Source organism: Desulfitobacterium elongatum (genome assembly GCF_055378975.1).
Genome location: NZ_AP038772.1, coordinates 1,896,341 through 1,918,463, shown reverse-complemented (window position 1 = coordinate 1,918,463; position 22,123 = coordinate 1,896,341). Strand labels below are relative to the sequence as shown.

Annotated in this window: 20 protein-coding genes and 1 pseudogene; 4 read left to right on the top strand and 17 right to left on the bottom strand. The window is 39.7% G+C overall.

Annotated features, from left to right (window positions below; genetic code table 11):
- Positions 1-137: 137 nt before the first annotated feature.
- Positions 138-1,313 (bottom strand): class I SAM-dependent methyltransferase, encoded by a 1,176-nt coding sequence (locus ACZ42W_RS09110; protein WP_464170132.1) that lies wholly within the window; start codon positions 1,311-1,313, stop codon positions 138-140.
- 347 nt (positions 1,314-1,660) lie between these two features.
- On the opposite strand from ACZ42W_RS09110, the gene ACZ42W_RS09105 reads away from it, so the two are divergent.
- On the top strand, positions 1,661-1,903 hold the full coding sequence (locus ACZ42W_RS09105; RefSeq protein ID WP_464170130.1) for a DUF2249 domain-containing protein: 243 nt from the start codon (positions 1,661-1,663) through the stop codon (positions 1,901-1,903).
- Between the two features lie 64 nt (positions 1,904-1,967).
- On the opposite strand, the gene hydG is transcribed toward ACZ42W_RS09105, so the two are convergent.
- From hydG to ACZ42W_RS09085, 4 genes are all read right to left on the bottom strand, one after another.
- On the bottom strand, positions 1,968-3,386 hold the full coding sequence (gene hydG / locus ACZ42W_RS09100) for a [FeFe] hydrogenase H-cluster radical SAM maturase HydG (RefSeq protein ID WP_464170128.1): 1,419 nt from the start codon (positions 3,384-3,386) through the stop codon (positions 1,968-1,970).
- A gap of 15 nt (positions 3,387-3,401) precedes the next feature.
- Positions 3,402-3,665: a TM1266 family iron-only hydrogenase system putative regulator gene (locus tag ACZ42W_RS09095; protein WP_464170126.1), complete on the bottom strand. Its 264-nt coding sequence runs from the start codon at positions 3,663-3,665 to the stop codon at positions 3,402-3,404.
- A gap of 283 nt (positions 3,666-3,948) precedes the next feature.
- The gene (locus ACZ42W_RS09090; RefSeq protein ID WP_464170124.1) at positions 3,949-4,893 is read right to left on the bottom strand and encodes an ADP-ribosylglycohydrolase family protein; all 945 of its coding nucleotides are present in this window, start codon (positions 4,891-4,893) and stop codon (positions 3,949-3,951) included.
- Between the two features lie 193 nt (positions 4,894-5,086).
- Positions 5,087-6,019: a helix-turn-helix transcriptional regulator gene (locus tag ACZ42W_RS09085; RefSeq protein ID WP_464170122.1), complete on the bottom strand. Its 933-nt coding sequence runs from the start codon at positions 6,017-6,019 to the stop codon at positions 5,087-5,089.
- A 286-nt stretch (positions 6,020-6,305) separates the two neighbouring features.
- Between ACZ42W_RS09085 and ACZ42W_RS09080 the strand changes: the two genes are divergently transcribed.
- Complete coding sequence (locus tag ACZ42W_RS09080; RefSeq protein ID WP_464170120.1) at positions 6,306-8,201, top strand: FAD-dependent oxidoreductase; 1,896 nt, start codon at positions 6,306-6,308, stop codon at positions 8,199-8,201.
- A gap of 578 nt (positions 8,202-8,779) precedes the next feature.
- On the opposite strand, the gene sdaAA is transcribed toward ACZ42W_RS09080, so the two are convergent.
- The 3 genes from sdaAA to ACZ42W_RS09065 form a co-directional block, all read right to left on the bottom strand.
- Entirely contained in the window at positions 8,780-9,643 is an 864-nt protein-coding gene (gene sdaAA / locus ACZ42W_RS09075) for an L-serine ammonia-lyase, iron-sulfur-dependent, subunit alpha (protein WP_464170118.1), read from the bottom strand.
- 12 nt (positions 9,644-9,655) lie between these two features.
- On the bottom strand, positions 9,656-10,327 hold the full coding sequence (gene sdaAB, locus ACZ42W_RS09070) for an L-serine ammonia-lyase, iron-sulfur-dependent subunit beta (RefSeq protein ID WP_464170117.1): 672 nt from the start codon (positions 10,325-10,327) through the stop codon (positions 9,656-9,658).
- Between the two features lie 72 nt (positions 10,328-10,399).
- The gene (locus ACZ42W_RS09065; RefSeq protein WP_464170930.1) at positions 10,400-11,713 is read right to left on the bottom strand and encodes an amino acid permease; all 1,314 of its coding nucleotides are present in this window, start codon (positions 11,711-11,713) and stop codon (positions 10,400-10,402) included.
- 579 nt (positions 11,714-12,292) lie between these two features.
- Between ACZ42W_RS09065 and ACZ42W_RS09060 the strand changes: the two genes are divergently transcribed.
- Positions 12,293-13,108: a hypothetical protein gene (locus ACZ42W_RS09060; protein WP_464170115.1), complete on the top strand. Its 816-nt coding sequence runs from the start codon at positions 12,293-12,295 to the stop codon at positions 13,106-13,108.
- Between the two features lie 69 nt (positions 13,109-13,177).
- On the opposite strand, the gene ACZ42W_RS09055 is transcribed toward ACZ42W_RS09060, so the two are convergent.
- Positions 13,178-13,999 (bottom strand): methyl-accepting chemotaxis protein, encoded by an 822-nt coding sequence (locus ACZ42W_RS09055; protein WP_464170114.1) that lies wholly within the window; start codon positions 13,997-13,999, stop codon positions 13,178-13,180.
- Positions 14,000-14,602: 603 nt separating this feature from the next.
- Between ACZ42W_RS09055 and ACZ42W_RS09050 the strand changes: the two genes are divergently transcribed.
- Positions 14,603-16,384, top strand: a complete 1,782-nt coding sequence (locus ACZ42W_RS09050; protein ID WP_464170113.1) for an ISL3 family transposase — start codon at positions 14,603-14,605, stop codon at positions 16,382-16,384.
- Positions 16,385-16,544: 160 nt separating this feature from the next.
- Here ACZ42W_RS09050 and ACZ42W_RS09045 read toward each other — a convergent pair whose 3' ends face one another.
- From ACZ42W_RS09045 to ACZ42W_RS09010, 8 genes and pseudogenes are all read right to left on the bottom strand, one after another.
- The gene (locus ACZ42W_RS09045; protein ID WP_464170928.1) at positions 16,545-16,847 is read right to left on the bottom strand and encodes an ATP-binding protein; all 303 of its coding nucleotides are present in this window, start codon (positions 16,845-16,847) and stop codon (positions 16,545-16,547) included.
- A gap of 341 nt (positions 16,848-17,188) precedes the next feature.
- Positions 17,189-17,644: a hypothetical protein gene (locus tag ACZ42W_RS09040; RefSeq protein WP_464170112.1), complete on the bottom strand. Its 456-nt coding sequence runs from the start codon at positions 17,642-17,644 to the stop codon at positions 17,189-17,191.
- A gap of 87 nt (positions 17,645-17,731) precedes the next feature.
- A pseudogene (locus ACZ42W_RS09035) lies at positions 17,732-18,654 on the bottom strand (TIGR01777 family oxidoreductase).
- A gap of 151 nt (positions 18,655-18,805) precedes the next feature.
- Entirely contained in the window at positions 18,806-19,243 is a 438-nt protein-coding gene (locus tag ACZ42W_RS09030) for a hypothetical protein (protein ID WP_464170111.1), read from the bottom strand.
- Positions 19,244-19,805: 562 nt separating this feature from the next.
- Complete coding sequence (locus tag ACZ42W_RS09025; protein ID WP_464170109.1) at positions 19,806-20,180, bottom strand: hypothetical protein; 375 nt, start codon at positions 20,178-20,180, stop codon at positions 19,806-19,808.
- Between the two features lie 259 nt (positions 20,181-20,439).
- Positions 20,440-20,769, bottom strand: coding sequence for a hypothetical protein (locus ACZ42W_RS09020; protein WP_464170107.1), 330 nt, complete (start codon positions 20,767-20,769; stop codon positions 20,440-20,442).
- Between the two features lie 359 nt (positions 20,770-21,128).
- Positions 21,129-21,311: a hypothetical protein gene (locus ACZ42W_RS09015; protein ID WP_464170105.1), complete on the bottom strand. Its 183-nt coding sequence runs from the start codon at positions 21,309-21,311 to the stop codon at positions 21,129-21,131.
- A gap of 99 nt (positions 21,312-21,410) precedes the next feature.
- A complete protein-coding gene (locus tag ACZ42W_RS09010) occupies positions 21,411-21,863 on the bottom strand; it encodes a hypothetical protein (protein ID WP_464170103.1) in 453 nt (150 codons plus the stop codon).
- Positions 21,864-22,123: the final 260 nt, after the last annotated feature.

Genomic DNA, 22,123 nt, shown 5'->3' with positions numbered 1-22,123 from the left:
CTTATCTATGCAAACGCTATGCCAAGGTATAAGTAGTGTGCGAGCATTGCCAATATTGCATGCTCCCCTGTCTAATATGGAGTAAGTAAACAAAACCTGCAAGAACGCATTTTAAAGCGCTTTGCAGGTTTTTAATATTATTTATACATATATTCACGGGTCGTTGGCCAAGAATTGTTAACTCCTTTGGTAAACAAAAACTGATGAAGATCGATGTTCCCGCAATGAAAGGAAGCGGCACAGGAATTAAGATAGAGTCGCCACATCCGTATAAAGGTCTCATCTTTCATCTTTTGGATCTGTGGCATAGCCTTTTCAAAATTTTGGGCCCAGCGTTCTAGGGTTTTAGTATAGTGCTCACGAAGGCTTTCTAGGTCGATGAGATAGAAGTTATTCGCTGCCACAAGTGAGACCAGCTCTTGAACAGAAGGAATATACCCCCCTGGAAAAATGTATTTACTAATCCAACTGTTTGTCCCCGCTCCTACATATCCTGTGATGCTATGCAGGAGCGACACGCCCCCTTCCTTCAAGAGAGAGTGGACCGTAGAGACGTATTCCTCCAGATGCTCCTTTCCTACGTGCTCGATCATCCCAACACTTAACACCCGATCAAAGGTTTGTCCCTTTAATTCCCGATAATCCATGAGCTGGACTTCAACGAGGTCGTTCAAGCCCTCAGTCTGAATTCTTTCCCTGACACGGTCGAGTTGCTCTGAACTCAAGGTTATCCCCAGCGCTTTGACTCCGTATGCTCTTGCAGCGGTAAGAATAAGTTCTCCCCACCCACAGCCGATATCGAGAAGTGTTTGCCCAGGCTGCAAATTAAGTTTGCGAAGTATGTGCTCCACTTTGTTCTTCTGTGCTTGATTCAAACTATCATTAGGTGTCTTAAAATAGGCGCAGGAATACGTCATGCTCTCATCCAGCCATAATCGGTAAAAATCATTACCAATATCGTAGTGAAATTGAACATTTTCTTTACTCTTACGCGTATTATTTGAGATGAATTTCGCGAGTTTTACATAAGGATTTTTCTGGTTCAGAAAGCTGTGCTGATTATTATAGAGGGATTCAATCACTTCTTGGACGCTTCCCTCAATGTCAATCTTCTTTTGCATATACCCTTCGCCAAAGGCTATGGAGGGGTCACTTATTAATTCTGATTTGGCAATCGGCTCCTTAAAGTCAATTTTGAATTGAGCCTGCCCCCCTCCATAATTCACCACTTCCCCATCCCAATACTTTACTTCGCAAGGATCAGCGAACAAATTCTTCATAAGGCTCTGATAAAATGCTTTGTCGAGGTTCATTATCTATTCCTCCATGAAAAGGATTATCCCATTAATGTCTTAGTATGTATTAAAATTCAACATTTAATCCTCAAAGATCTCCCCCTATTCAATTAAATCGTAAGCACTTTATAATATTCAGTCCACACATTAAGAAAACCCACAAATTCCCTATTCGTAATTCACAGGGATTGCGGGTTTATACCATCTCTTTAATTATTGAAGCAAAAAGATATTAATAAACCTTTGAGGATGAGTTTTCTGGAGGTCAAGGAGACATTTAGACCTATTACTAGACGTAATTTTGAGTGTACATACAGGATATAATAAAAGAACTTAGTTTTCATGAGTATGAGGAGGAATTGCACATGTCTGAATTCGCTGGAAGAGTAGATATACGGGAAATATCACCTCATAAGGATAGATATCCAACGGTACAAAGAACGTTTCAATCGTTGAAGATGGGTGAAAAAATGGAGCTTGTTAATGATCATGATTTACAACCTATATTCAAGCACAAATTCCCTTTAGACTTCCCAGAGCAGTATGACTGGACGTATCTAGAGGAAGGTCCTGAAGTTTGGCGAGTGGCAGTAACTAGAGTTAAATAGTAGGAGCGTACTCTATAAAACACAAAGAGACGAGCTTAAACTCGCCTTTTTGCATTAAACACATTTAGAATCTAAAATCCCGTTTTCCATCCTTTAATTCTGTTAGATGCTCTTTTGCTATTGCTTTAACCTTTTCATTCGGTATCTTGTTAACTTCCTCTGCAATCAAGGCTTCGCCTATTTTCTTCGTATCCTCAGAAGCATAATCCTCCAGATATTCCTTAAGCGTCATCAAAGCATTAGGATGGCAACAGTTTGCAATCTGTCCTGATTTAACCAGGCTCATGAAACGGTCACCCGTTCTTCCTTCTCGATAACAAGCCGTGCAGAAGCTTGGAATATAGTTCATTTTCATCAGCCAATTCACAATTTCGTCGAGAGTTCGAGTGTCATTCACATCAAACTGTGCAGAATTATCATCCTCTGCTTCAGGTTCGACATAACCTCCTACACTGGTGCTGGAGCCCCCACTCACTTGTGATATACCTAGTTCAAGGACACGTTCGCGAATTTTTTGAGATTCACGTGTAGATACAATCATTCCTGTATAGGGAACCGCGATACGTAAAACGGCTACGATCTTGGCAAAAATATCGTCTGATATGGCATTGGAGAAGTTTTCAGGGTCAATATCGTCAGCAGGGCGGATACGTGGAACGCTGATGGTGTGTGGTCCTACTCCCATGGCTGCTTCTAAATGCTCAGCATGCATGAGTAAACCTACAAAGTCATACTTGTACATATTAAGGCCGAAAAGGACGCCAAGCCCTACATCATCGATCCCGCCTTCCATAGCGCGGTCCATAGCCTCTGTATGATAGGCATAATCATGTTTGGGACCTGTTGGGTGCAGCTCTTCATAGCTCTTCTTGTTGTAGGTCTCTTGGAAAAGGATATACGTTCCGATCCCTGCTTCTTGTAATTTTCTATAGTTTTCTACCGTAGTCGCAGCAATGTTGACATTGACACGACGGATGGCTCCATTTTTATGCTTTATACCATAAATTGTTTTGATGCTTTCAAGGACATATTCAATTGGACTGTTTACGGGATCTTCTCCAGTTTCCAACGCTAAACGCTTGTGTCCCATATCCTGAAGCGCAATAACCTCACGTACAATATCTTCTTGTGACAACTTTTTCCTTGAGATACTTTTGTTCTTATAATGATAAGGACAGTAAACACACCCGTTTACACAGTAATTAGAAAGGTAAAGAGGAGCAAACATGACAATCCGATTCCCGTAGAACTTCTGCTTGATATCCTTAGCGAGTTTAAACATTTTTTCGTTTTCATCTTCTAAATCACATTCTAATAATACTGCAGCTTCTCTGTGGGTTAAGCCCTTACAATCCTTAGCCCTTTCGATAAGTCTGTTAATGAGCTCACGGTTACTTTTGTTTTTTTGCGCATAGGCAAGTGTGTCCAGAATTTCTTCGTCATTGATAAATTCAGTTGCAACTTTAGATTTACTGTTATACATTAAACAGCCTCCTGATTATTGATTTGCCGTATGCGACACATTTGAGTAAACAGTTTTAGTGTTTATATTAGGTAACATGCCCAATTTTCCAGAGAGTGCACTAATGACATCGTTCGGTGCATCCACAATAACACTGATGACCTGAATGTTACGCTTCCGATAGGGAATCCCCATTCTTCCTACGATATAATCACTATACTCATGAAGAATAGAGTTTAACTTTGCTACTGAATCTTTATTTTCAACGATGATTGCGATAATGGCAATTCTTGAATCCATTAATGAACTCCTCTCATATTAGTCAATAAATAAAAAACTATCCTTGCGCTTAGAAGGACAAGGATAGTATATGAATTGCAGACAATCTTGTAGATAGATTACCCGAATCAATAACAACTATTCTCTCGCCTTCTCATTTGGGACTAACCCTCATGCCTTCAGTACGATACTTTTTAGGATAGTTTACGGACTAATTGTATATTATTGCACAATCTTTTGCAAGTCAAATTTAACTCAGGCAAACGTAGGCGGCCCTTTACTCGAACAATAGATCACTATTATTTCATCTTTGAATAACATCTTGGGCAAATGCCCGACCTAAGTTTAGAATTTCTGAGTACTTAACTATTTGTGTCATCCACTCTTCCGGAATACCCGCTAAGCCGTAGTACACCCCAGCCAAACCACCTGTTACCGCCCCAACTGTATCTGTATCAAGACCCAAGTTAACTGCCTTAACTAGAGCTCCTTCAAAACTCTTAGTGGTTAAAAAACACCAAACTGCTGCTTCTAAGGTATGTACAACATATCCTGAAGATTTAATCTCGTCCTCGTTTAATTCGATGAGTGTTCCATCCATTATGCGCTGATAGTAGAGTAACTCGCTCTCTAGTTCTGTACCTCTAAAAACCGTTTGTCCCTTAACCCTTAGATTTTTGTAAGCTTCGTCTGGGTGCTCACCCGCTAATAACCCTTTAACAAACAGTGCATACAAAGAACATCCTAATTGACTACGTGGATGCCCGTGTGTAATTTTCGAAACCTCACAGACTTTCTCAATCAGGTCGGTGTCTGGGAGGTTAGAAAAGTAGAGGACCGCAGGCAATATCCGCATAAGAGAACCATTCCCGTTACTATTCTCATCCGCAGGGCCAGCCTCCAAGGGGGGTACGCCGCTCATTAAACGCCTCATAGCAACCGTTGTAGCATGGCCGATATCAAAGGACTGACCAAAGGGTGTACAATAGCCGTCTCGAAACCAGCATACAAATCGGTCAGCAATATCCTTCAAATCATATCCATTTTCGATAAGACTTTTCACTAAGCAGAGCGTCAAAGAGCCATCATCTGACCAGGTACCTGGTGGTGTATTATATGCTCCACCACCGCGCATTTCACTAACTTGGTTCTTACGCACTTCTGTACGTGACAGAAACTGTACAGGTAAACCGAGTGCATCACCTGTTACGACGCCTAAAATACCCCCGACTATTCTCTCCTCGTTCATAATGATACCTCCCTCCTATCTTTAGTGCTAAAGGAGTAATCCACCACCTTAGACTAGATTATATCACCTCAGTCTGACAAATTGTTGAACAAAAGAAACCCGCTTTAAGCGGGTTAATTGTATTTTCTATTGTCTGACGCCATATAGACAGTCGCGGGAGAGTAAAGTCAGATTTTCTCAAATCGATGTTTATTCAGCACCTGAATTTTTTCCGGTACTGACCGGGTGTAACTCCGTAAGCTCTTTTAAAACAGCGATAAAAATAGCTTTTTTCCCGAAAGCCAATACTATCGCATATATGCTGAATGGAAAGCTTAGTGCCCACCAGCATGCGGCGAGCCTGCTCCAATCGTATTTCGTGTAGCTTTGTAGTAAAGCTGCAATATGCCTTTTCCCGAAACATAGTGGAAAAGTAAGCTGGGTGATAGTTATAATGGGCGGCTGTATTGGATAAGGTGGCGGTATCATAATTATCAGCCATATACTTTAGAATATTTCCGATCATATAATTCTTCATCATGCTTGACTCAGCGATTACTAAGTTGCTGCGATGTACGCGATGAAGATTAGATAAAAATAGGACGGTGGAACAGCGCACAGTCTTATCTGTCAGGCTATCCGCGCTGCAGAGTTCCAGTTCAAGAGCTTGAGCAAATAAACAGATGGGCGTTTCATTGCTGCAATCAAAATACAAGAATTCATTGTCACAATCTTTTAAAAGAAAAAAGTCATATATAAGTGGACAATCTGCGATCTGTGAGAAGAATAAGGTATCAAACAGTTCTTTCTTAAAAAGAGCAAAATAAATCTCTGCTCCACCCTGCGGCTCTACAATAAAGTTGCATCCTTGGCGAAACAGAAATATATTTCCTCCAAAGCACGTCGTTTTACGGCCATCTATGAGTACATAGGCATCACCATGACAGAAAAGTATACTTATATAGGTGCTAGAGCAATGAACGGGCACGCCGTCAGTCGGGAGGGCAGCCAATGCAAAAAGGGAGTTGTCCTTTTCAAAAGCTGTGCACTCCTGAATATAGTAGCCAGTCATTTTATCTAAGTGAAAAAAATAACTACTTTTCTCATTTGAAATCCGTCTAATTTGTGAGGCAGGTTGAAATGTCATATAACCTCCATTGGTGAAGTATTCAAATCAGTTAATCTGTAAAAATCCAGATATCTCGAGGATTAGCAGAAAGAGTAAAAATATGATTAAAGTATACTCTGCCATGCCCTGCTTTACAATTAAAAGTGTGTAGATAAAAAAATTGCTCTCAAATCTTAAAATAAACCACTTTTCTTGCAATGATAGATACATGTGGTATAGCTGATGTTTGTGATATATTGCTCTTAGTTCCTGTAATTAAACAAATAAGAGGAAGTTTCAAGAAACAAAAAAAGGGGGAGATCATGTGAAACAGAAATTGAGAGTTCAAAAAATTCTTTGCATCATGCTAACTTTTACGCTGCTCCTATCGATACTGGCTGGCTGCAGTAAAACAACTTCCACAGTATCGTCTGTCAAGGCGGGAACCTATACCGCTACCGAAAAGGGGTTAGGCGGTGACGTAACTGTAAAGGTTACAGTTACGGACAAAGGTTCGGTATCCGCCATTGAAGTTGATGCAAGCAAAGAGACTCCCACAATAGGTGGCCAGGCAGCTCCTAAGCTGGCAAAGGCCATTGTAGATGCCCAAAGTCTGAAGGTAGACGCTATATCTGGTGCCAGTGTGACCAGTCATGCTGTGTTAGCTGCAGTGGAAAAAGCTCTTACTCAGGCGGGTGTTGATGTAAATGCATGGAAAAACAAAGAGGTCGCAAAAAAGGGGACCAATGAAGAGGTTACCGTCGATGTGGTAGTAGTAGGTGCCGGTGGATCCGGTACTGGAGCTGCTCTTGCTGCTGCAGAAAAGGGAGCCAAGGTCATGATCATAGAAAAAACGGCAGCCGTAGGTGGTAACACCCGATTATCTTCCGGTTTCTTCGCAGTAAATTCAGATTTACAGAAAGCAGAAAATTTGAACCTCTCAGTGGATGAAGCGGTAAAAAGGCTATTAGAGTATAACCAATACCTTTCAAATGGTCCATTAACGCGTGCCATAGTAGAAAAATCTGCTGACACTATCAACTGGCTGCAAAAATATGGAATGGAATTTAAGCTTCAGCAGGAAACTACCCAGTTTGCCCATGAGAATGATCCCTATCAGTATAAGGTCTATCATAAATATGTTGATACCACTGCCGGATTTGAAAAAATATACAAACATCTCGGTGAGATGGGTGCAGAGCTAAAGCTCAATACCAGTTTGAAATCTATCATTAAGGATGCTGATGGTAATATAACCGGGATTACAGCTACCAAAGAGGACGGAGGTATCCTAACTGTCCATGCCAAGTCCACCGTTGTATCCACAGGCGGCTTTGGTGCCAATAGCGTAGAGGTGAAAAAGGCTTCCAACAATGCTTACCTCAATCAGTTGGGTATGCCCAACAATGGTGAGGGGCTTGCGTCATTAGAAGAAGTAGGAGCAATAAGATGGGACGCAACTCCCCTCCTTCATGCTGCTCAGCTCGCAGAATCAAAAGTTGCTGCTGAAACCAGCGAACACCTTGCCGGATTCTCAAATTCCAGCATGACACAGATGCTCATGTCTCCCCTTCTTTGGGTAGATGCATCAGGCTCCCGTTTCGTAAACGAGGATGTCGTATATGATACAGCTTTGTGGGCAAATGCTGCTTATGCTGCGAATGGAAAATACTATTTTATTGTAGATAAGGCGACCCTGGAAGATTATACAAAAGGAACCTCCATGCGTATTTCAAAATCTGGCCCCGGTGCCAACATGAAACCTGATGATTTCGTAGCTCTGGCTGAGCAGGCAGTTAAGTCAGGAACTGCCTTTAAGGGAAGTACAGTTGCCGATCTAGCTCAAGCGGCTGGAATGAATGCTGATGAACTTCAAGCATCCGTTGACCGTTACAACCTCATGGTAAAAAACAAAAAAGATACAGATTATAACAAATCTGCTGCTTCTTTAAAGTATACCGTGGAAAAAGGTGATTATTATGCCTTTGACTGCCGTGCTGTAAACTTAGGTACTATCGGTGGAGTTAAGGTAGATGAGAAACTACAAGTCATTGACATAGACTACAACCCCATAAATGGCTTGTATGCAACAGGAACGAATGCAGGTGGCTACTATGCAGGCAAGGGGTATCCTCCTTATGAAGGACTGGCCAGTGGTTTCGCATGGACTTCGGGCCGCATAGCAGGAGAAAATGCAGCTGCTCACTCCACTGCAAAATAGCTCTCTTTATCCTCGAATTTGCCTTTACCTAAATTAGATCCAGGACTTCTTAAAGCCTTGAAGTTGCTTACTTCAAGGCTTTTAAGTTTGTGTACACCTCATCTCTCCACAACCTAAAAATTTAACAGAAAAAGAATGTTCTGAAAACGGTTCAAAAGATATTGAATTTTAGAATAAACTGATGTATTATAATAATAAGAATTAAGAGAATATTTTAATTTATGAAAAATAAAATTTGATGAGGAGATGTTTTTTATGTCTGAACAATTAGTGAAATGTGATTCAACATGTCCCTCCCAAATCCTCCAGTTCTACAATATAGACTATGATAACGAATATGAACCTATTTGCCCCAAGTGCCAAAAAAAATTGACGTTTGAAAAAACACAGGAAAATTAAGCCTGTGTTTTTTAATTGAATCGATTTTGGATTCAACACCTTAATTAAGAACCCGCAAACTTGATTACGATGCAAGTTTGCGGGTTTTACATTTCTTTAACAGGTGCAGACTTCCTTCTTACTTCGGGTAAAATGCTGGCACTTTTAAGATTCTATGAACCATTTTTCTGGACTGGATATTATAGAAAATCAGCTTTGATTCTATGCCCTGTTGGCGTCACTGCTAAACCTCCTTGAGCCGTTTCTCGGAGGCTACACGGCATCTGTTTACCGATTTCATTCATAGCATCAATCACTTCATCAAGGGGAACCTTACTCTCCACGCCAGCGAGAACCATCTCAGCTGCAGCAAGAGCGATCGTTGCTGCTGTAGCATTGCGCTTCACACATGGAACTTCTACCAGCCCCGCAATGGGGTCACAAACCAACCCTAACAAGGACTTAAGGGCTATCGCGGCTGCATCACCCGTCTGGCCTGGAGATCCACCGGAAAGCTCAACCGCGGCGGCCGCTGCCATCCCTGCCGCTGAACCAATTTCAGCCTGACACCCGCCCTCTGCACCTGAAACATTAGCCCGATCGGCAATAACCATTCCAATCCCTGCTGTAGTGAAGAGCGCTGTCACCAAATCGTCTTCAGGACAATTCAGAGCCTCCTCTACCGTGAACAACACAGCCGGTAAAACCCCACAGGAACCCGCCGTGGGGGCTGCCACAATTTTCCCCATGGTGGCATTGACTTCAGAAACAGCCAAGGCCCGGGCAATTGCGCCGCTAATCCGTTCCCCGGTAAGGCTCTCTCCACTCTTCCAACGGGCCTGAACCTTAGCTGCATCGCCCCCGATGAGCCCTGAGAGCGATTTGCGCTCCCCACTTAATCCTGAATGCACAGCTTCTCGCATGACATTCAAGTTTAAACGCATACGTTCCCGTAATTCGGCCTCTGGCTTCTCAGACTCTTCTGCTTGCTCGGCTAGAATAATTTCTCCAATTTTCAACCCTCTTTTTTCTGCAAGCTGAACATAATCTTGATAAGCACGCATGAATGTTCCTCCTTAGTCTAGTGGTTCAATGGCAATTGCTTGATAAACCGCGGGAAGTTTATGAATTAAAACTAGGACTGCCGGTTCAATCACCTGATCTGTCTCCACAATTGTCAAGGCTTGAGAGCCTTTCTTTTCTCGTGAAACACGCATCTGGGCAATATTGATTTGAGCGGTCGCTAAAAGAGAAGTTATATGGGCCACAACTCCAGGTAAATCCTTTTGAATAATAATCAAAGTATGATAATCTCCCATGACCTCAACCTGAAAGTCATTGATACGACTGACTACAATTCTGCCACCACCAATGGATGAGCCCATCACTTCGACGACCTTCTCATCTCGTCCGGTTAAACGAAAATTTACTGTATTGGGATGCACCTCTCCTAGGTTCCCCGTCTTGAAAAGGATTTTAATTCCCTTTTCCTCTGCAAGCTGAATTGCTTGAGGAATTCGTTCATCATCTGTACGCATACCAAGAAGTCCAGCAACTAGGGCAAAATTCGTACCATGCCCTTTTCCGGTTTCAGCAAAGGAACCATGTAAAGTAATCTCTACCTCAATCGGTTCAGTTCCTAATATTTTTAAGGCCATAGCGCCAAGACGTACTGCCCCTGCCGTGTGCGAACTTGACGGTCCCACCATCACTGGCCCAATTAAATCAAAGACTGTACTCTTACCCAAACGTCAGCCCTCCTAGTGTGAATCCCCCAAGTTGGCTACCCTAATTATATATGATGGTTAATTGTGACTCGCCTAATTGCTCTCTTGAAGCTTTCCAATCTTGAATACAAAGTAGCTCACGATGGCAAGAGCAATAAATACTATCCCAACGATCAGAGATAACCGAGTATCGGGGTTAATCCACATGCCGATGAGCACTGCTAATAAAAATGCAATCGTTATATAGTTGCTATACGGGGAGAAGGGCATCTTGAAGGGGTGAGCGCTCATTGCAGAGGCATTTACTTTTCTGAATTGGGGCTGGCTAATGAGCAAAACGAACCAAGGCATCATAGCAGGAAGAATACTGGCACTGTAAATATAAACGAAGAGTTTTTCTGGAGCAAAGTAATTTAAGATTACTCCAATAATCAGACCTCCAATGGTCAATAGGATACTGTTGGCAGGGACTCCATTTTTAGAAACTTTAGCCAACGATTTAGGGGCCTGTCCATTAACAGCTAGTGAGTATAGCATTCTTCCAGAGCTATAAATCGCGCTGTTACAGCCGGACGCAGCTGCCGTAATGACAACGAAATTGATAATCCCTGCAGCAGAAGCGATCCCTATTCTGGCAAACGTTGAAACAAACGGACTGCCTAGAGTTCCGAGCTCATCCCAAGGGAAAAGGGTTACAATGATAAAGATAGCACCTATGTAGAAGATCAAGATGCGATAAATAATATTTCCGATGGCTTTAGTTAGGCTTTTTTGCGGGTCTTTCGCTTCACCTGCCGTGATGCCGATCATCTCTACTCCCTGGTAGGCAGCCACGACAAGTGGTATGGCGAACAGAAATCCTTTTAAACCACCAGGGAAAAATCCACCATGGCTATAGAGGTTTGAAAGGCCAATAGCTTGACCGTTGTTGCCCAATCCGAAAAAGATTAGGGCAGCTCCAATGAAGATCATCGCTACAATGGTTATGACTTTAACGAGTGCAAACCAAAATTCAAACTCACCGTAAAACCTGACTGATACTAAGTTGGCCGCTGCAATTATGATAATCAAGAACACCCCAGGAATCCATTGCGGCAGGCTGGGAAACCAGAATTTCATGTACATCCCGATGGCCGTAACTTCAGCCATACCAATGGTTACCCATGCAAACCAGTAACTCCAGGCAGTAACAAAACCGAATAAGGGACTAATATACTTGTGGGCAAAAGTAACGAAAGAACCGGTGGTTGGATCTACATAAAGCATTTCTCCCATTGAACGCATGATGAAGAAGAGGAAAATACCTGCAACGGCGTAAGCCAAGAGAACGGAGGGCCCAGCCCACTTAATTGAAGTCGCTGACCCCATAAATAAGCCAACACCAATGGTGCCTCCTAGTGCAATCATTTCAATATGTCTCGCTGCAAGTCCTCGTTCGAGTTTTTCTGCTTCTGACAATTCGTTTTCCTCCTTCTACTTTGTTTTGTACCCTCAAGGGCCAAGTGGACGTTTTTGTTTGAATAAAATGGCCTGTCCTCTCATGTTTTATATTTCCACCTTTTCCTTCGCTTTATGAATACAATTAGTATATTTTTGATAATCTAGTCGCTTAGGGAAATTCCACACCAGCCTGTATTGGCTGTCCCTACGGTTGCCACCGCTGACTTGAAAGCTAGTTCCTTCCCATTCATCTTGAACCTCCCTAAATTTTTGCATTATAAAAGCCCGAAGATTATTCTCCGGGCATTCTGTTTACTATTTCAAATTTATTATATTTGATCGTTTATTGCCTGACTTAGTCTGCACCCAAGCATCGGTCGCATCAGGCATCACAACTAAAGGTGAATTACTTGTTGCGCGAAATGGGTCAATTATGACGTTCTAGTGTAGTTCTTTAAAGAAACATAGAAATTGAAAAAACTCTTGAAGGATAATTGTAATCCCTTGTTGAAAATACGACTACTATACTTAACAAAGAGGAAAGAAATGAATTCCAAACTCAAAATCGGATATGCGCTATCCATCGCCATTGTGGTATTGTCCTTGATTGCTGCTTTAGGGGGGCTTTTCATCGACGACCTCTACCGTGACAACACTTTTGTAAATTCCGTATGGCGCGGAAATGACTTAGTTACCCTGTTTGTTGCAGTTCCTGGTTTAGCTATTTCAATCCTTTTATCTATGAGAGGTTCACTAAGAGCACAGTTGGTATGGCTAGGAATGCTTGATTACATGCTCTATAATTTTGCTTTTTACCTTTTTGGGGCTTCTTTTAAGAATCTTTTTCTCTTATATGTGGCTCTTTTTACACTCTCAATTTATGCACTTATATTTTCGCTCATAGGCATTGACGCAAATAAAATAGCCAAATCTTTTAGATCTAAAACGCCCGTAAAGCTTATTGGCGGATACATGTTGTTTGTTGCCATTGGCTTAAGTACAGTTTATATTATCCAATCACTTGGGTTCATAGCAACAGGGCAGGTTCCACCAATAGATACAAAGACAGGTCACCCAACATCTATAATATTCGCCCTCGATTTATCACTACTCATTCCTGTTCTTGTTTTGGGGGCAATTTGGTTATTCAAACGTAAGCCTTGGGGGTATATACTGGCAACAATATCGAGTGTTAAGGGCGCAATTTATACTCTTGTTTTGGCAGTTGGAAGTTTTTCCGCATCGAATGCCGGGGTACCAGAAGCATCTTCTGAAATACCGTTATGGCTATCATTAACTGCAACAGGTTTTACTGCTTCGATTCTTTTGCTTTGGAACATACAAGCTAAAAAAAATAATTGACTGGTTTATGATCATTAGGCAAACTTTGAAATAGACAAGGAGCACAGAACTTTTAATATATCACAAGTATTATACTATCTTTCCATTTTGAACTAACGACTCAGCCAATTGGCTAATCTGCGTCAAAGCCTTCGTTAATTCACTTACTCCTGCAGCTTGTTCCTCACTTACCGCGGCTAGATTAGCGAAAGATTCAATCAGGACGTTCACTGATAGCTGAACCTTTTTCACATCATCTTCAATACTTACTGCAGATGCTTTACTAGTATCAGCCAGCTTACGTATTTCTTCAGCCACTACGGCAAAGCCTTTGCCTGCTGCTCCAGCCCGAGCCGCTTCAATTGATGAATTTATCCCGAGTATATTACTCTGGACCGCTATTGATTTCATTTGATCCGTTACCTTTGCTACATGATTGATTTCCTTTCGGACTAATTCTGTTTCGTCACTCATACTTTGAGCATTAGCCGAAAGTTCTTCGCTTGCATTAGCTAAGTTCTCGGCAGACGCAGAGATTTGCTCTACAGCTGCTAATATCTCTTCGCCCATGCTAAGTAAGGCATCAAATGATTCTGTTGAAAGAACGACCGTCATTACTCCTACAACTTGGCCTCGATCATGAATTGGATTTGAAATCGCAACATATGGGATTCCAAACTGAGATTTATTGATGTTTACCTTCTGTATTACGCGTTGATTTGTTGTTATAGACTTATAACTTATAGTAGTGTTTAGATCCTGTAAGAGGTCGCCTACTTTAACTCCAAGGTTTATTCTAGGATGGTTAACAGCAGCAAGAACTTTTTCTGTGTCGAATACAAAGACCGAAATATCTTGCTCGTACCATTGCTGCAGAAATGGAGCAATATCGACTGCAGATTGAATTAGCATTAAACTACTCCCCTTTTACTTGTCTTTGCAATTTTACTAATTATATCACACGAAATATATCAAAAAAACTATATATTTTGAATTTCCTGTCTTTTTTAATCTCTGGGAATCAAATTTAAAAATGAATGGTCTATTAAAAATAGGATAAAAAAAGATCCTCCCAAAATGAGAGGAATCTAGTAGGAAAAGTTAATTAAAAATTGGTTGCATTACTTTCGTATTTTGGATTATTTCAAGAAGGCTGAAAGCCTTGAAAATACTGGTCGGAGCGACATGATTTGAACATGCGACCTCTACCACCCCAAGGAGTCGACCGAGCTTTATGTCCAATCATTTAAAACCTTAAAACCCTTTATTTATGCGCCTTTCAGGTGTTCGCTCTGGTTCAGAGCGGACATTCTTTTTTATATTTCCCTAGTTTTTTTGTATTACATTTTCCTCATTGCATTACAAATTGCATTACAACTTATTACACAAGATCCTAAGAGCTTAATGTTAAATGTGAATGTCAACGAATATTTGGTTCTTTCCATAGTTAGTTGAATTAAGTGATGACTAGCGATATAAATGAATAGTGAGAAACATTTGAAACGAGGCTATTCGATGGATGAGTTTATTAAGTTATTAGATGGGAATTTAGAGTACGTCAGCCATGAGATAATTGACGATACGATTTTCATTCGAGTTGTTTCAATAAGGGAAACAGTTAACTGTCCTTTTTGTGGACAACCTTCATCAAAAATCCATTCTCATTATGCCAGAAGTTTTCAAGATTTACCGATGCAGAATAAGAAAGTCATTGTAATTCTTAGAAACAAAAAAATGTTCTGCCATAATCCAGAGTGTGAACATACAACATTCGCCGAGACGTTTGATTTCCTGCCGGCCAAGGCCAAGAAGACAAAGCGCCTGGAAGATGAAATAATTAATTTATCCATGAATGTAAGCTCTCTGACAGCATCTGCCCTATTGAAAACGAGTGTTGCGAAAGTAGGTAAAAGTACTATTTGCAATCTTTTAAAAAAAGAAGCACCGATAATTGATAAGGAATCCATTACTTTGGTCTGTATAGATGACTTTGCAATTAGGAAAAGGGAATCTTATGGAACAATCATGGTTGATATCGAAACTCACCGAGTGATTGATCTAATTCCGTCAAGAGAATGCGATGATGTTGTAGAATGGTTAAAGACCTATCCAAATCTTAAAGTCATTTCAAGAGACGGTTCTATTACCTACCACAACGCTATAACAACAGCTCATCCCAAGGCTATACAGGTAAGTGATCGATTTCATCTACTTAAGAATTTAACTTCGTATTGTAAAGAGTTCCTTATGAAATATTTCAAAGCAAAAATAACCATTGAGTTGCCTGAAGAACCTCAAGTTGATGTGACGGAAACATTGGATATTGCTATAAAAAACAAAAAACTAACATTAGAAGAAAAGTCAAACCGAGCACTGTCAATGCTGGTAGAAGGTTGCGGTAAGACACAGATTTGCAAACAGTTGAATATGGATATTCGGACACTGGATAGATTGATGGGAATGAGCGAGGAAGAACGTAATCGGTATGTGAGGAGCATTATGGAACTTTCCCATGAGCAAAGAGTGTTAAAGAAGCAGGAATTGATAAATACAGTAAGGAATATGCATGAGAAAAAGTATTCTATTAGGTCAATTTCCGAAGAGCTACAATTATCTAGGCAGACGGTTTCAAGATATTTGGAAGAAGATGTAACAGCCATTCATGGAAGCTATAGTGTTAAGAGGAAAAGCATCTTAGATCCATACCTACGTGAAATAAATTTGCTAATGGATAAAGGCGTCTCCTCACCTGTAATTGAAACAGAAATCCGCCAAAAAGGTTATGCTGGTTCATCCTCTACACTAAGACATTATATGGCACGTATAAAGAAGCTGATTCAGAATACTTACATTGCCAATAAAAAGGTGCCAGGGAATATCGAATTAGTGGAACGTAAAACATTAATAAAACTATTGTTTAAGAAATTAGAGAAAATCAAAGGACTCGATACCGAATGTTTAGACAGAGTGAATAGGCAATATCCACGGTACAAGGAGATCATAGACATAGTTAATGAATTCAAAGAAATATTGTCGAATAAAAATATTGGCAAATTTGAACAGTGGATACATAGGGCATCAGGCTTAAATATCCGTGGAATAACTTCATTTATAAATGGCATAACCAGAGATATTACAGCTATAAAAAATGCCATTAAATATGAATATAATAATGGACTCGCTGAAGGCAGTGTAAATAAGCTTAAAGTTATAAAGCGTATAATGTATGGCCGTAATAGTTTCGAAATGTTAAAAAAGAAATTGTTATGGCTTGAAAAAGGCCGAAAATTCAACTAACTATGGAAAGGACCATATTTTTACCACGTGACAGCGAATTAGTTTACCAGTAATGACAATGAATTTGTTTACCGCTTTTAACTTTTTGACAGTGAAAAGGTTTACCACTTGGCTTCTAAAGATAGGGAAACACTCTGACAAGTATTTCCCTTGGTTCTAATTACTCTTGCGTGGAATACTCAGCTCTATATGGATGATCAGAATTCATGTTCAACACATGGGATCTGAATGTCAACCGGTCAATAAGAGCTGTAACCATGGTAGTATTTTCAAATATTGTTACCCAATCTGAAAATTTCAGGTTGGTCGAGACGATGACGCTCCGACGTTCAGCTCTGTCAGCAATAACCTTGAACAATAACTCCGATTGATACCGATTAAAGGTCAAATAACTTAACTCATCAATAATTAATATTTGATTAGCACTCAATATTTGCTTGCCACATCCATTTAGAAGTAACATAAGACAAAACATCGATGCTACTAAGAGCTTCCTATTTAGACTATCCATACTCCTTCTCCTTCGTGGTTTCTCCAAGCTACATCATTTCCTTCAAATGCGGTACGGCTAAATTTCCCCTCTATTGTACCCATCTTATTACAGTTGAGTTAGAAACCTTTTCGGCTATTATTCTTGAACTATTCTTTTCCCTATCAATGGCTTCAATCTGTAAATTATAAGGAATAAGCTCCTTCTCTTGTAAATTGATAATATATTTTGGGACAACTTCTTTTAATCGTGCATCTGTAATTTCTCGTTCAACCCCTATACCAATCTTAAATAGTAATTTCTTCGTGTGACTCTTACTTTGGACTTTCTACTTTTATCGTTAAAAATGAACCCAAAAAGTATCCAATTGCACCGGCAGACCACGATAAAATAAAACTTATAACAGGGACTAGAATAAAATCGGTCTTCATGAAGTAAAAGAGTCCCAGTGTCGGAACCAAGAAAAGTATATCCGCAGGGATTACTATCAATGCAAATTTACCAATGGGTTTCATAAATTCAGCTATAAATGGTATTAGACAGCCAATTCCCCAGTAAAATGAGTTGAACTTCATAAAGTTCACTCGTTTCTTATACCCCATATAGACTCCGTATAAGAGTAACGCAACCAAAAAGATAACAGATACGATTAAACCCTCAAGTCGATCTGGTTCGCCCCCTTTTCCAAGGAAAACTAGCCAATTCGATTTATGACCTAAAAGGATGGCTGATATAGAAATAAAAAGTGTCACAAATATATATTCTTTCATTCTTCTTTTTTCCTTTACTTAAAAACGTTTTCGTGTTCCGCAGCTTCCTAACACCAGGAATCCTCCCATAGTTGCGGAAATATTTTATTAGAATCCTTTCCGGTTCCCCAGAGCATTTTCTAAAGCATCCTTTAACTTGGGAAACCTATAAGTAAAATCAGCATTGAGAATTTTTTTCGGTGCAGCTCGTTGCCCATGTAATAACATTTCAGACATTTGTCCTAATGCTATTCTCAACATAAACTCCGGAACGGGTAACCATGATGGTCTATTTAGGACTTCGCCTAATATCTTGGTGAAATCTCTCATCCTTACTGGATTTGGAGCAACAGCATTTATTGGACCAACTAGCTCCCGATGTTCGATAATAAACCCTATCATTCTAGTTAAATCCTGGACATGTATCCATGAGAGCCATTGACTTCCACGTCCCAATGGGCCACCCATATAGAATTTAAATGGCAGTGCCATTTTTTCTAGTGCACCTTCATTCCCTAAAACTAAACCAATCCGCACGGTTACGACTCTGGTTAAATTACTTTGGACCTTATATGCTTCATTTTCCCAATCACGGCAAACTTGTGCGAGGAAATCCTGTCCCACTTCTTCAGACTCAGTTATCTCTTCATCTTTACGCGGTCCATAATACCCAACTGCTGAAGCATTAATAAAAACTTTGGGTTGAATTGTACCCTTATTAATGGCATTAACTATTATACCCGTAGTTTTAATCCTGCTTGCTATAATCTCCTCTTTCACTGAATTGGTCCATCGACGATTACCGATTGACTCACCCGCTAGATTAATGACTACGTCAATTGGGTCCACCTTATAAATCGAGATAGAGAGGAAATATTGTCCCATTCGATGACCTGAATTCTATTTCCTAATCGATCAGAAGTTGCTCGAGAATTTCTTGTTACAACATATACCTGATATCCCGTAGCAAGTAATTCCTCTGTTAGATTTCTTCCGACAAAACCAGTCCCACCAAAAATTAAAACATTCATTTCATCCCACCTCCGGAATAACTTTTAACGCTTTTGTGCTCCGTAGTGGTGCCATATAATCATTCATATCAACAAATTTACGGGAACACTTTGTTCATTTAAAGCCAGTTGAAACTAACATTAACTAATACTTTTAATTTCTCGTCTTGATCTAGGGTACTCTCTTTTTCTTCCCTATATAATATCCGATCAATGTTGCTAATAACGGCAGTACAGGTTTATATAATAGGTTAATGTATTCAAGGTTTATCGTTAAATCATGCGTCAGAAGCCCAAATCCATTCAGGGGCGCAATAAAAGCAAATGATAATAACCATAAACTTGTGAGTATTGAGAGTCCGGAGAAAATTATACATATAATCGTTGATATAATGCCCAGCCCCCAAAAAGTGCTTGCATATAACAAATAACGTTTATTCTGCTTTTTCCCTTGGATATATCCCCAACTGTACCAAATAAGTAAAAATATTAAAGAGATCAGAAGGTTCGAAATATCTGGTGAAGGTCCATCAACTAGCCCCCCCATATTTATCCAAGCGAAAACTAATGTACATACTATCATGCATAAGATTGCCTGGGCATTTCTCATCCTTCATCTTCCTCATAAGTAATTTAACTATTATGATTATGTCTGTTTAAACTGAATTCGACCTAGGTTTCACTTTACGGTACCAGGATTCCCGACATATCCGTGCCTTCAAAGCTGGCGCAAGACTTGCTTCTCTTAATTTAACTCCAAATTACAAGTCTTGTGACAGAGGACATATGGTGCGGCTTGCCCTAAAAACTCTCTTCACCGTACCCTCGCTGGAATCCTCATGTTATTCGTTGTAACGGCAAACGATAACCCGAGGTATTTAGAACTATTAAAACTTATTAGGTTCATTCTTCTGTTTGGTCTGAAGTTCGATGAGTTTATCTAATTTGTTTAGTAGTTCTCTATCATTTTGAGTTTTACGTTTAAAAAATAGTATTGCACTTCCCATGAGGTAAAAAGTGAGTACAATGAGACCGAGCAAAAAAAGAAGATTAAAAATCGAAAATATTCCAATGTAGTCTACACTAATTGGATTCATGTAATTACCCCCTGTCAATGCGAAAATCGAAAATAATAATTAGTGCTTAGTAATCTTGAATTGCTGTAGCAGTCTCTATTCCTCTTCAACTTGGAAAACTAAACCACACAAAGGGCACTCTCTATCATTAGAGGAGATTTCAGTATCACAAGCAGGGCAAACGTTCATAGTGGGTTCATCTATTGTTTTACCAGATGCCTTTCGATATGGCGCCAAAACCTCCTCAATCTTCACCCCATCTATTTCGATCACATTTAACTCATTAGTATAGAACCATTGAATTTCTCCTTTTTCATCAGTGACAGCAGCAACTGGTATTTCCCCTTCCTCTTCGTGGGGAAATAGATTCCCACCTAGAAAACTCGGTGTAGTTGCTTTGTATGCACCGTAACCTGTACCAATAAGGGCATATACTTTATTGCTCTTTTTATGTCTAGCAATTATGGCCATCCTTCCGCTCCTCCTTAATCCATTTTTCGACCCAGTTATGACGTATGACGTTTTGAGGGTTTGCAATGTCGGGTTATTACTTAAAATGCTCTACCCCGATGTCGCAAACCCTCTGTTATCCGATACCGTACGCCCCCGAATTCGGAGGCCGCCAAGCACGGCGGACCCTTGAACCCTATTGATTTTACTACACATCAAAGAAAAATGCGTAATAAAAGAACATCGCCTTATCTTGTTAGCACTCCACAGAGCGATGAAATTAGAAACTCATAGTTGCACCTTGACCCATTCTTAGCTCCTGTCTGAGTAAATCAGCAACTCTGAACCAATCGTGGTTAATTCTCCATGTATTATTTTCCTTAATGAGTGCTATTTCACCCGTTTCTACTAAAGGTTCAATCTTATTTGTATCGGGATAAGAAGCTTGTAAATTCAATTTGTATTCCATAATGATTTTATTGCTTTCTTCAGTATTAATCTTGAAATCAATACTTATCATTTTTAAAGTAAACTTTCCATTATTACTTGCCTCTAATGGCATTGTCGGAATACGGTTAGCCCAAAAACGCTTATACCCCTCTTCGGTCATAAATCCTTTAAATCCTTCTATATATCGAATAAGTTCATCGTTGTTTAAAAAAACCTCATTTACCTCGGTATAATCCGAAACATTGTATAATTGCGTCTTATAATTAATGACAATTTCCTTTGCTATACTTTTTGAGTCAACTGGTGATGAACACCCTAAAATTATTGTAGATAATAATACTAATGAAAGAAGAATTAAAATAAGTTTTTTAATTTTAATTACCCCCTTTCACACCTATCTGTTATTATATTCCGTATTATCATTCGATTGCCTGCTTATGCCCAAATTTTTCCAAACAACCTACAATTGCGCACTTTACTACTAATGCGTCGCAGTTTGAGATGTTAGCACCCTCTGACCTATTTTAGCTTTTCCTTAATATCATTAAGCATTTTTTCTATCCTATTGAGTTTCCTAATAAGCCATATGACAAAGGCAACTATCAGGAAAGGCATTCCAATAAGTGGTATAATAACACCAATTGTCTCAAGTGTAGGGTTAATAAATGCTGGGAAAATAGACATTTCTTTACCTCTCTCCACACACCAACTTCAATCCTATTGAACAGTTTAAGTGCGTAACAATATGAGAAAAATGCGTAAAACTGAAATTTACCAATGAGCCAGAAATCTCCTATAGAATTAAATAAACCGTGTTCTATCATATTTTTCATGAATTCTCTCATACCTTTTCTCGTTATCATTATAAGTAATTATTCCTCCAGCTACACCAAGTCCCAGGACTATAAGTAAAATAAATAATCCTTCTCTAGATAGATATAAAGCAACTTCAGTTGGTGTACTACCGATTATGATAAATGGAAGAAAAATATACATGAGGGTGAGAAAAATGAATTTACGAAGTACTTCCCGAGCTATATTTATCCAATATCCTTGTTTCCTAGCATTATGCCATCTCTGATAAAACCTCTTCTCAAATTTCTCATTCTTAATTATTCTGTATATTGCAATTGAAAATAATATAACCGCCACCAAATAGTAAAGAGATTCATAATAAACCTCCTTAAAAAAAGGAAGAACTAATAAAGCAGAAAATCCAGCTATGGTAAGAATTAACTCGTTAAGCTTATTCATTTTATCCCTCCCCCTTAAGAAAGAAATAACGAGTCTTGGCATATTGCAGACTTGATACGAATACTTAGCAATATAAGAAAAAGGTGCAAGAAATCACTATTAAAAAAAATAAGAGAATTTCGATGTTGCTGCGTAGCCGTTACCCATAATGCCCGCGTTTGCTAGGGTTTTGGCTATGTAGGATCGAACAAAAGCGCTTATTCCTCCAATGAGACTACCAAACTTCGTTGCATTCCCCTCCCTTCTTGGTATGATAGACC

What these genes read in the sequence shown, in the direction of transcription:
- ACZ42W_RS09085 (WP_464170122.1), bottom strand. Translation starts at nt 6,019, where the DNA reads ATGACATTTCAACCTGCCTCACAAATTAGACGGATTTCAAATGAGAAA.
- ACZ42W_RS09110 (WP_464170132.1), bottom strand. Translation starts at nt 1,313, where the DNA reads ATGAACCTCGACAAAGCATTTTATCAGAGCCTTATGAAGAATTTGTTC.
- ACZ42W_RS09060 (WP_464170115.1), top strand. Translation starts at nt 12,293, where the DNA reads ATGAATTCCAAACTCAAAATCGGATATGCGCTATCCATCGCCATTGTG.
- ACZ42W_RS09030 (WP_464170111.1), bottom strand. Translation starts at nt 19,243, where the DNA reads ATGAGAAATGCCCAGGCAATCTTATGCATGATAGTATGTACATTAGTT.
- ACZ42W_RS09095 (WP_464170126.1), bottom strand. Translation starts at nt 3,665, where the DNA reads ATGGATTCAAGAATTGCCATTATCGCAATCATCGTTGAAAATAAAGAT.
- ACZ42W_RS09020 (WP_464170107.1), bottom strand. Translation starts at nt 20,769, where the DNA reads ATGACCGAAGAGGGGTATAAGCGTTTTTGGGCTAACCGTATTCCGACA.
- ACZ42W_RS09040 (WP_464170112.1), bottom strand. Translation starts at nt 17,644, where the DNA reads ATGAAAGAATATATATTTGTGACACTTTTTATTTCTATATCAGCCATC.
- ACZ42W_RS09050 (WP_464170113.1), top strand. Translation starts at nt 14,603, where the DNA reads ATGGATGAGTTTATTAAGTTATTAGATGGGAATTTAGAGTACGTCAGC.
- ACZ42W_RS09055 (WP_464170114.1), bottom strand. Translation starts at nt 13,999, where the DNA reads ATGCTAATTCAATCTGCAGTCGATATTGCTCCATTTCTGCAGCAATGG.
- ACZ42W_RS09045 (WP_464170928.1), bottom strand. Translation starts at nt 16,847, where the DNA reads ATGTTACTTCTAAATGGATGTGGCAAGCAAATATTGAGTGCTAATCAA.
- hydG (WP_464170128.1), bottom strand. Translation starts at nt 3,386, where the DNA reads ATGTATAACAGTAAATCTAAAGTTGCAACTGAATTTATCAATGACGAA.
- ACZ42W_RS09065 (WP_464170930.1), bottom strand. Translation starts at nt 11,713, where the DNA reads ATGATTGCACTAGGAGGCACCATTGGTGTTGGCTTATTTATGGGGTCA.
- sdaAA (WP_464170118.1), bottom strand. Translation starts at nt 9,643, where the DNA reads ATGCGTGCTTATCAAGATTATGTTCAGCTTGCAGAAAAAAGAGGGTTG.
- ACZ42W_RS09105 (WP_464170130.1), top strand. Translation starts at nt 1,661, where the DNA reads ATGTCTGAATTCGCTGGAAGAGTAGATATACGGGAAATATCACCTCAT.
- ACZ42W_RS09090 (WP_464170124.1), bottom strand. Translation starts at nt 4,893, where the DNA reads ATGAACGAGGAGAGAATAGTCGGGGGTATTTTAGGCGTCGTAACAGGT.
- ACZ42W_RS09025 (WP_464170109.1), bottom strand. Translation starts at nt 20,180, where the DNA reads ATGGCCATAATTGCTAGACATAAAAAGAGCAATAAAGTATATGCCCTT.
- ACZ42W_RS09010 (WP_464170103.1), bottom strand. Translation starts at nt 21,863, where the DNA reads ATGAATAAGCTTAACGAGTTAATTCTTACCATAGCTGGATTTTCTGCT.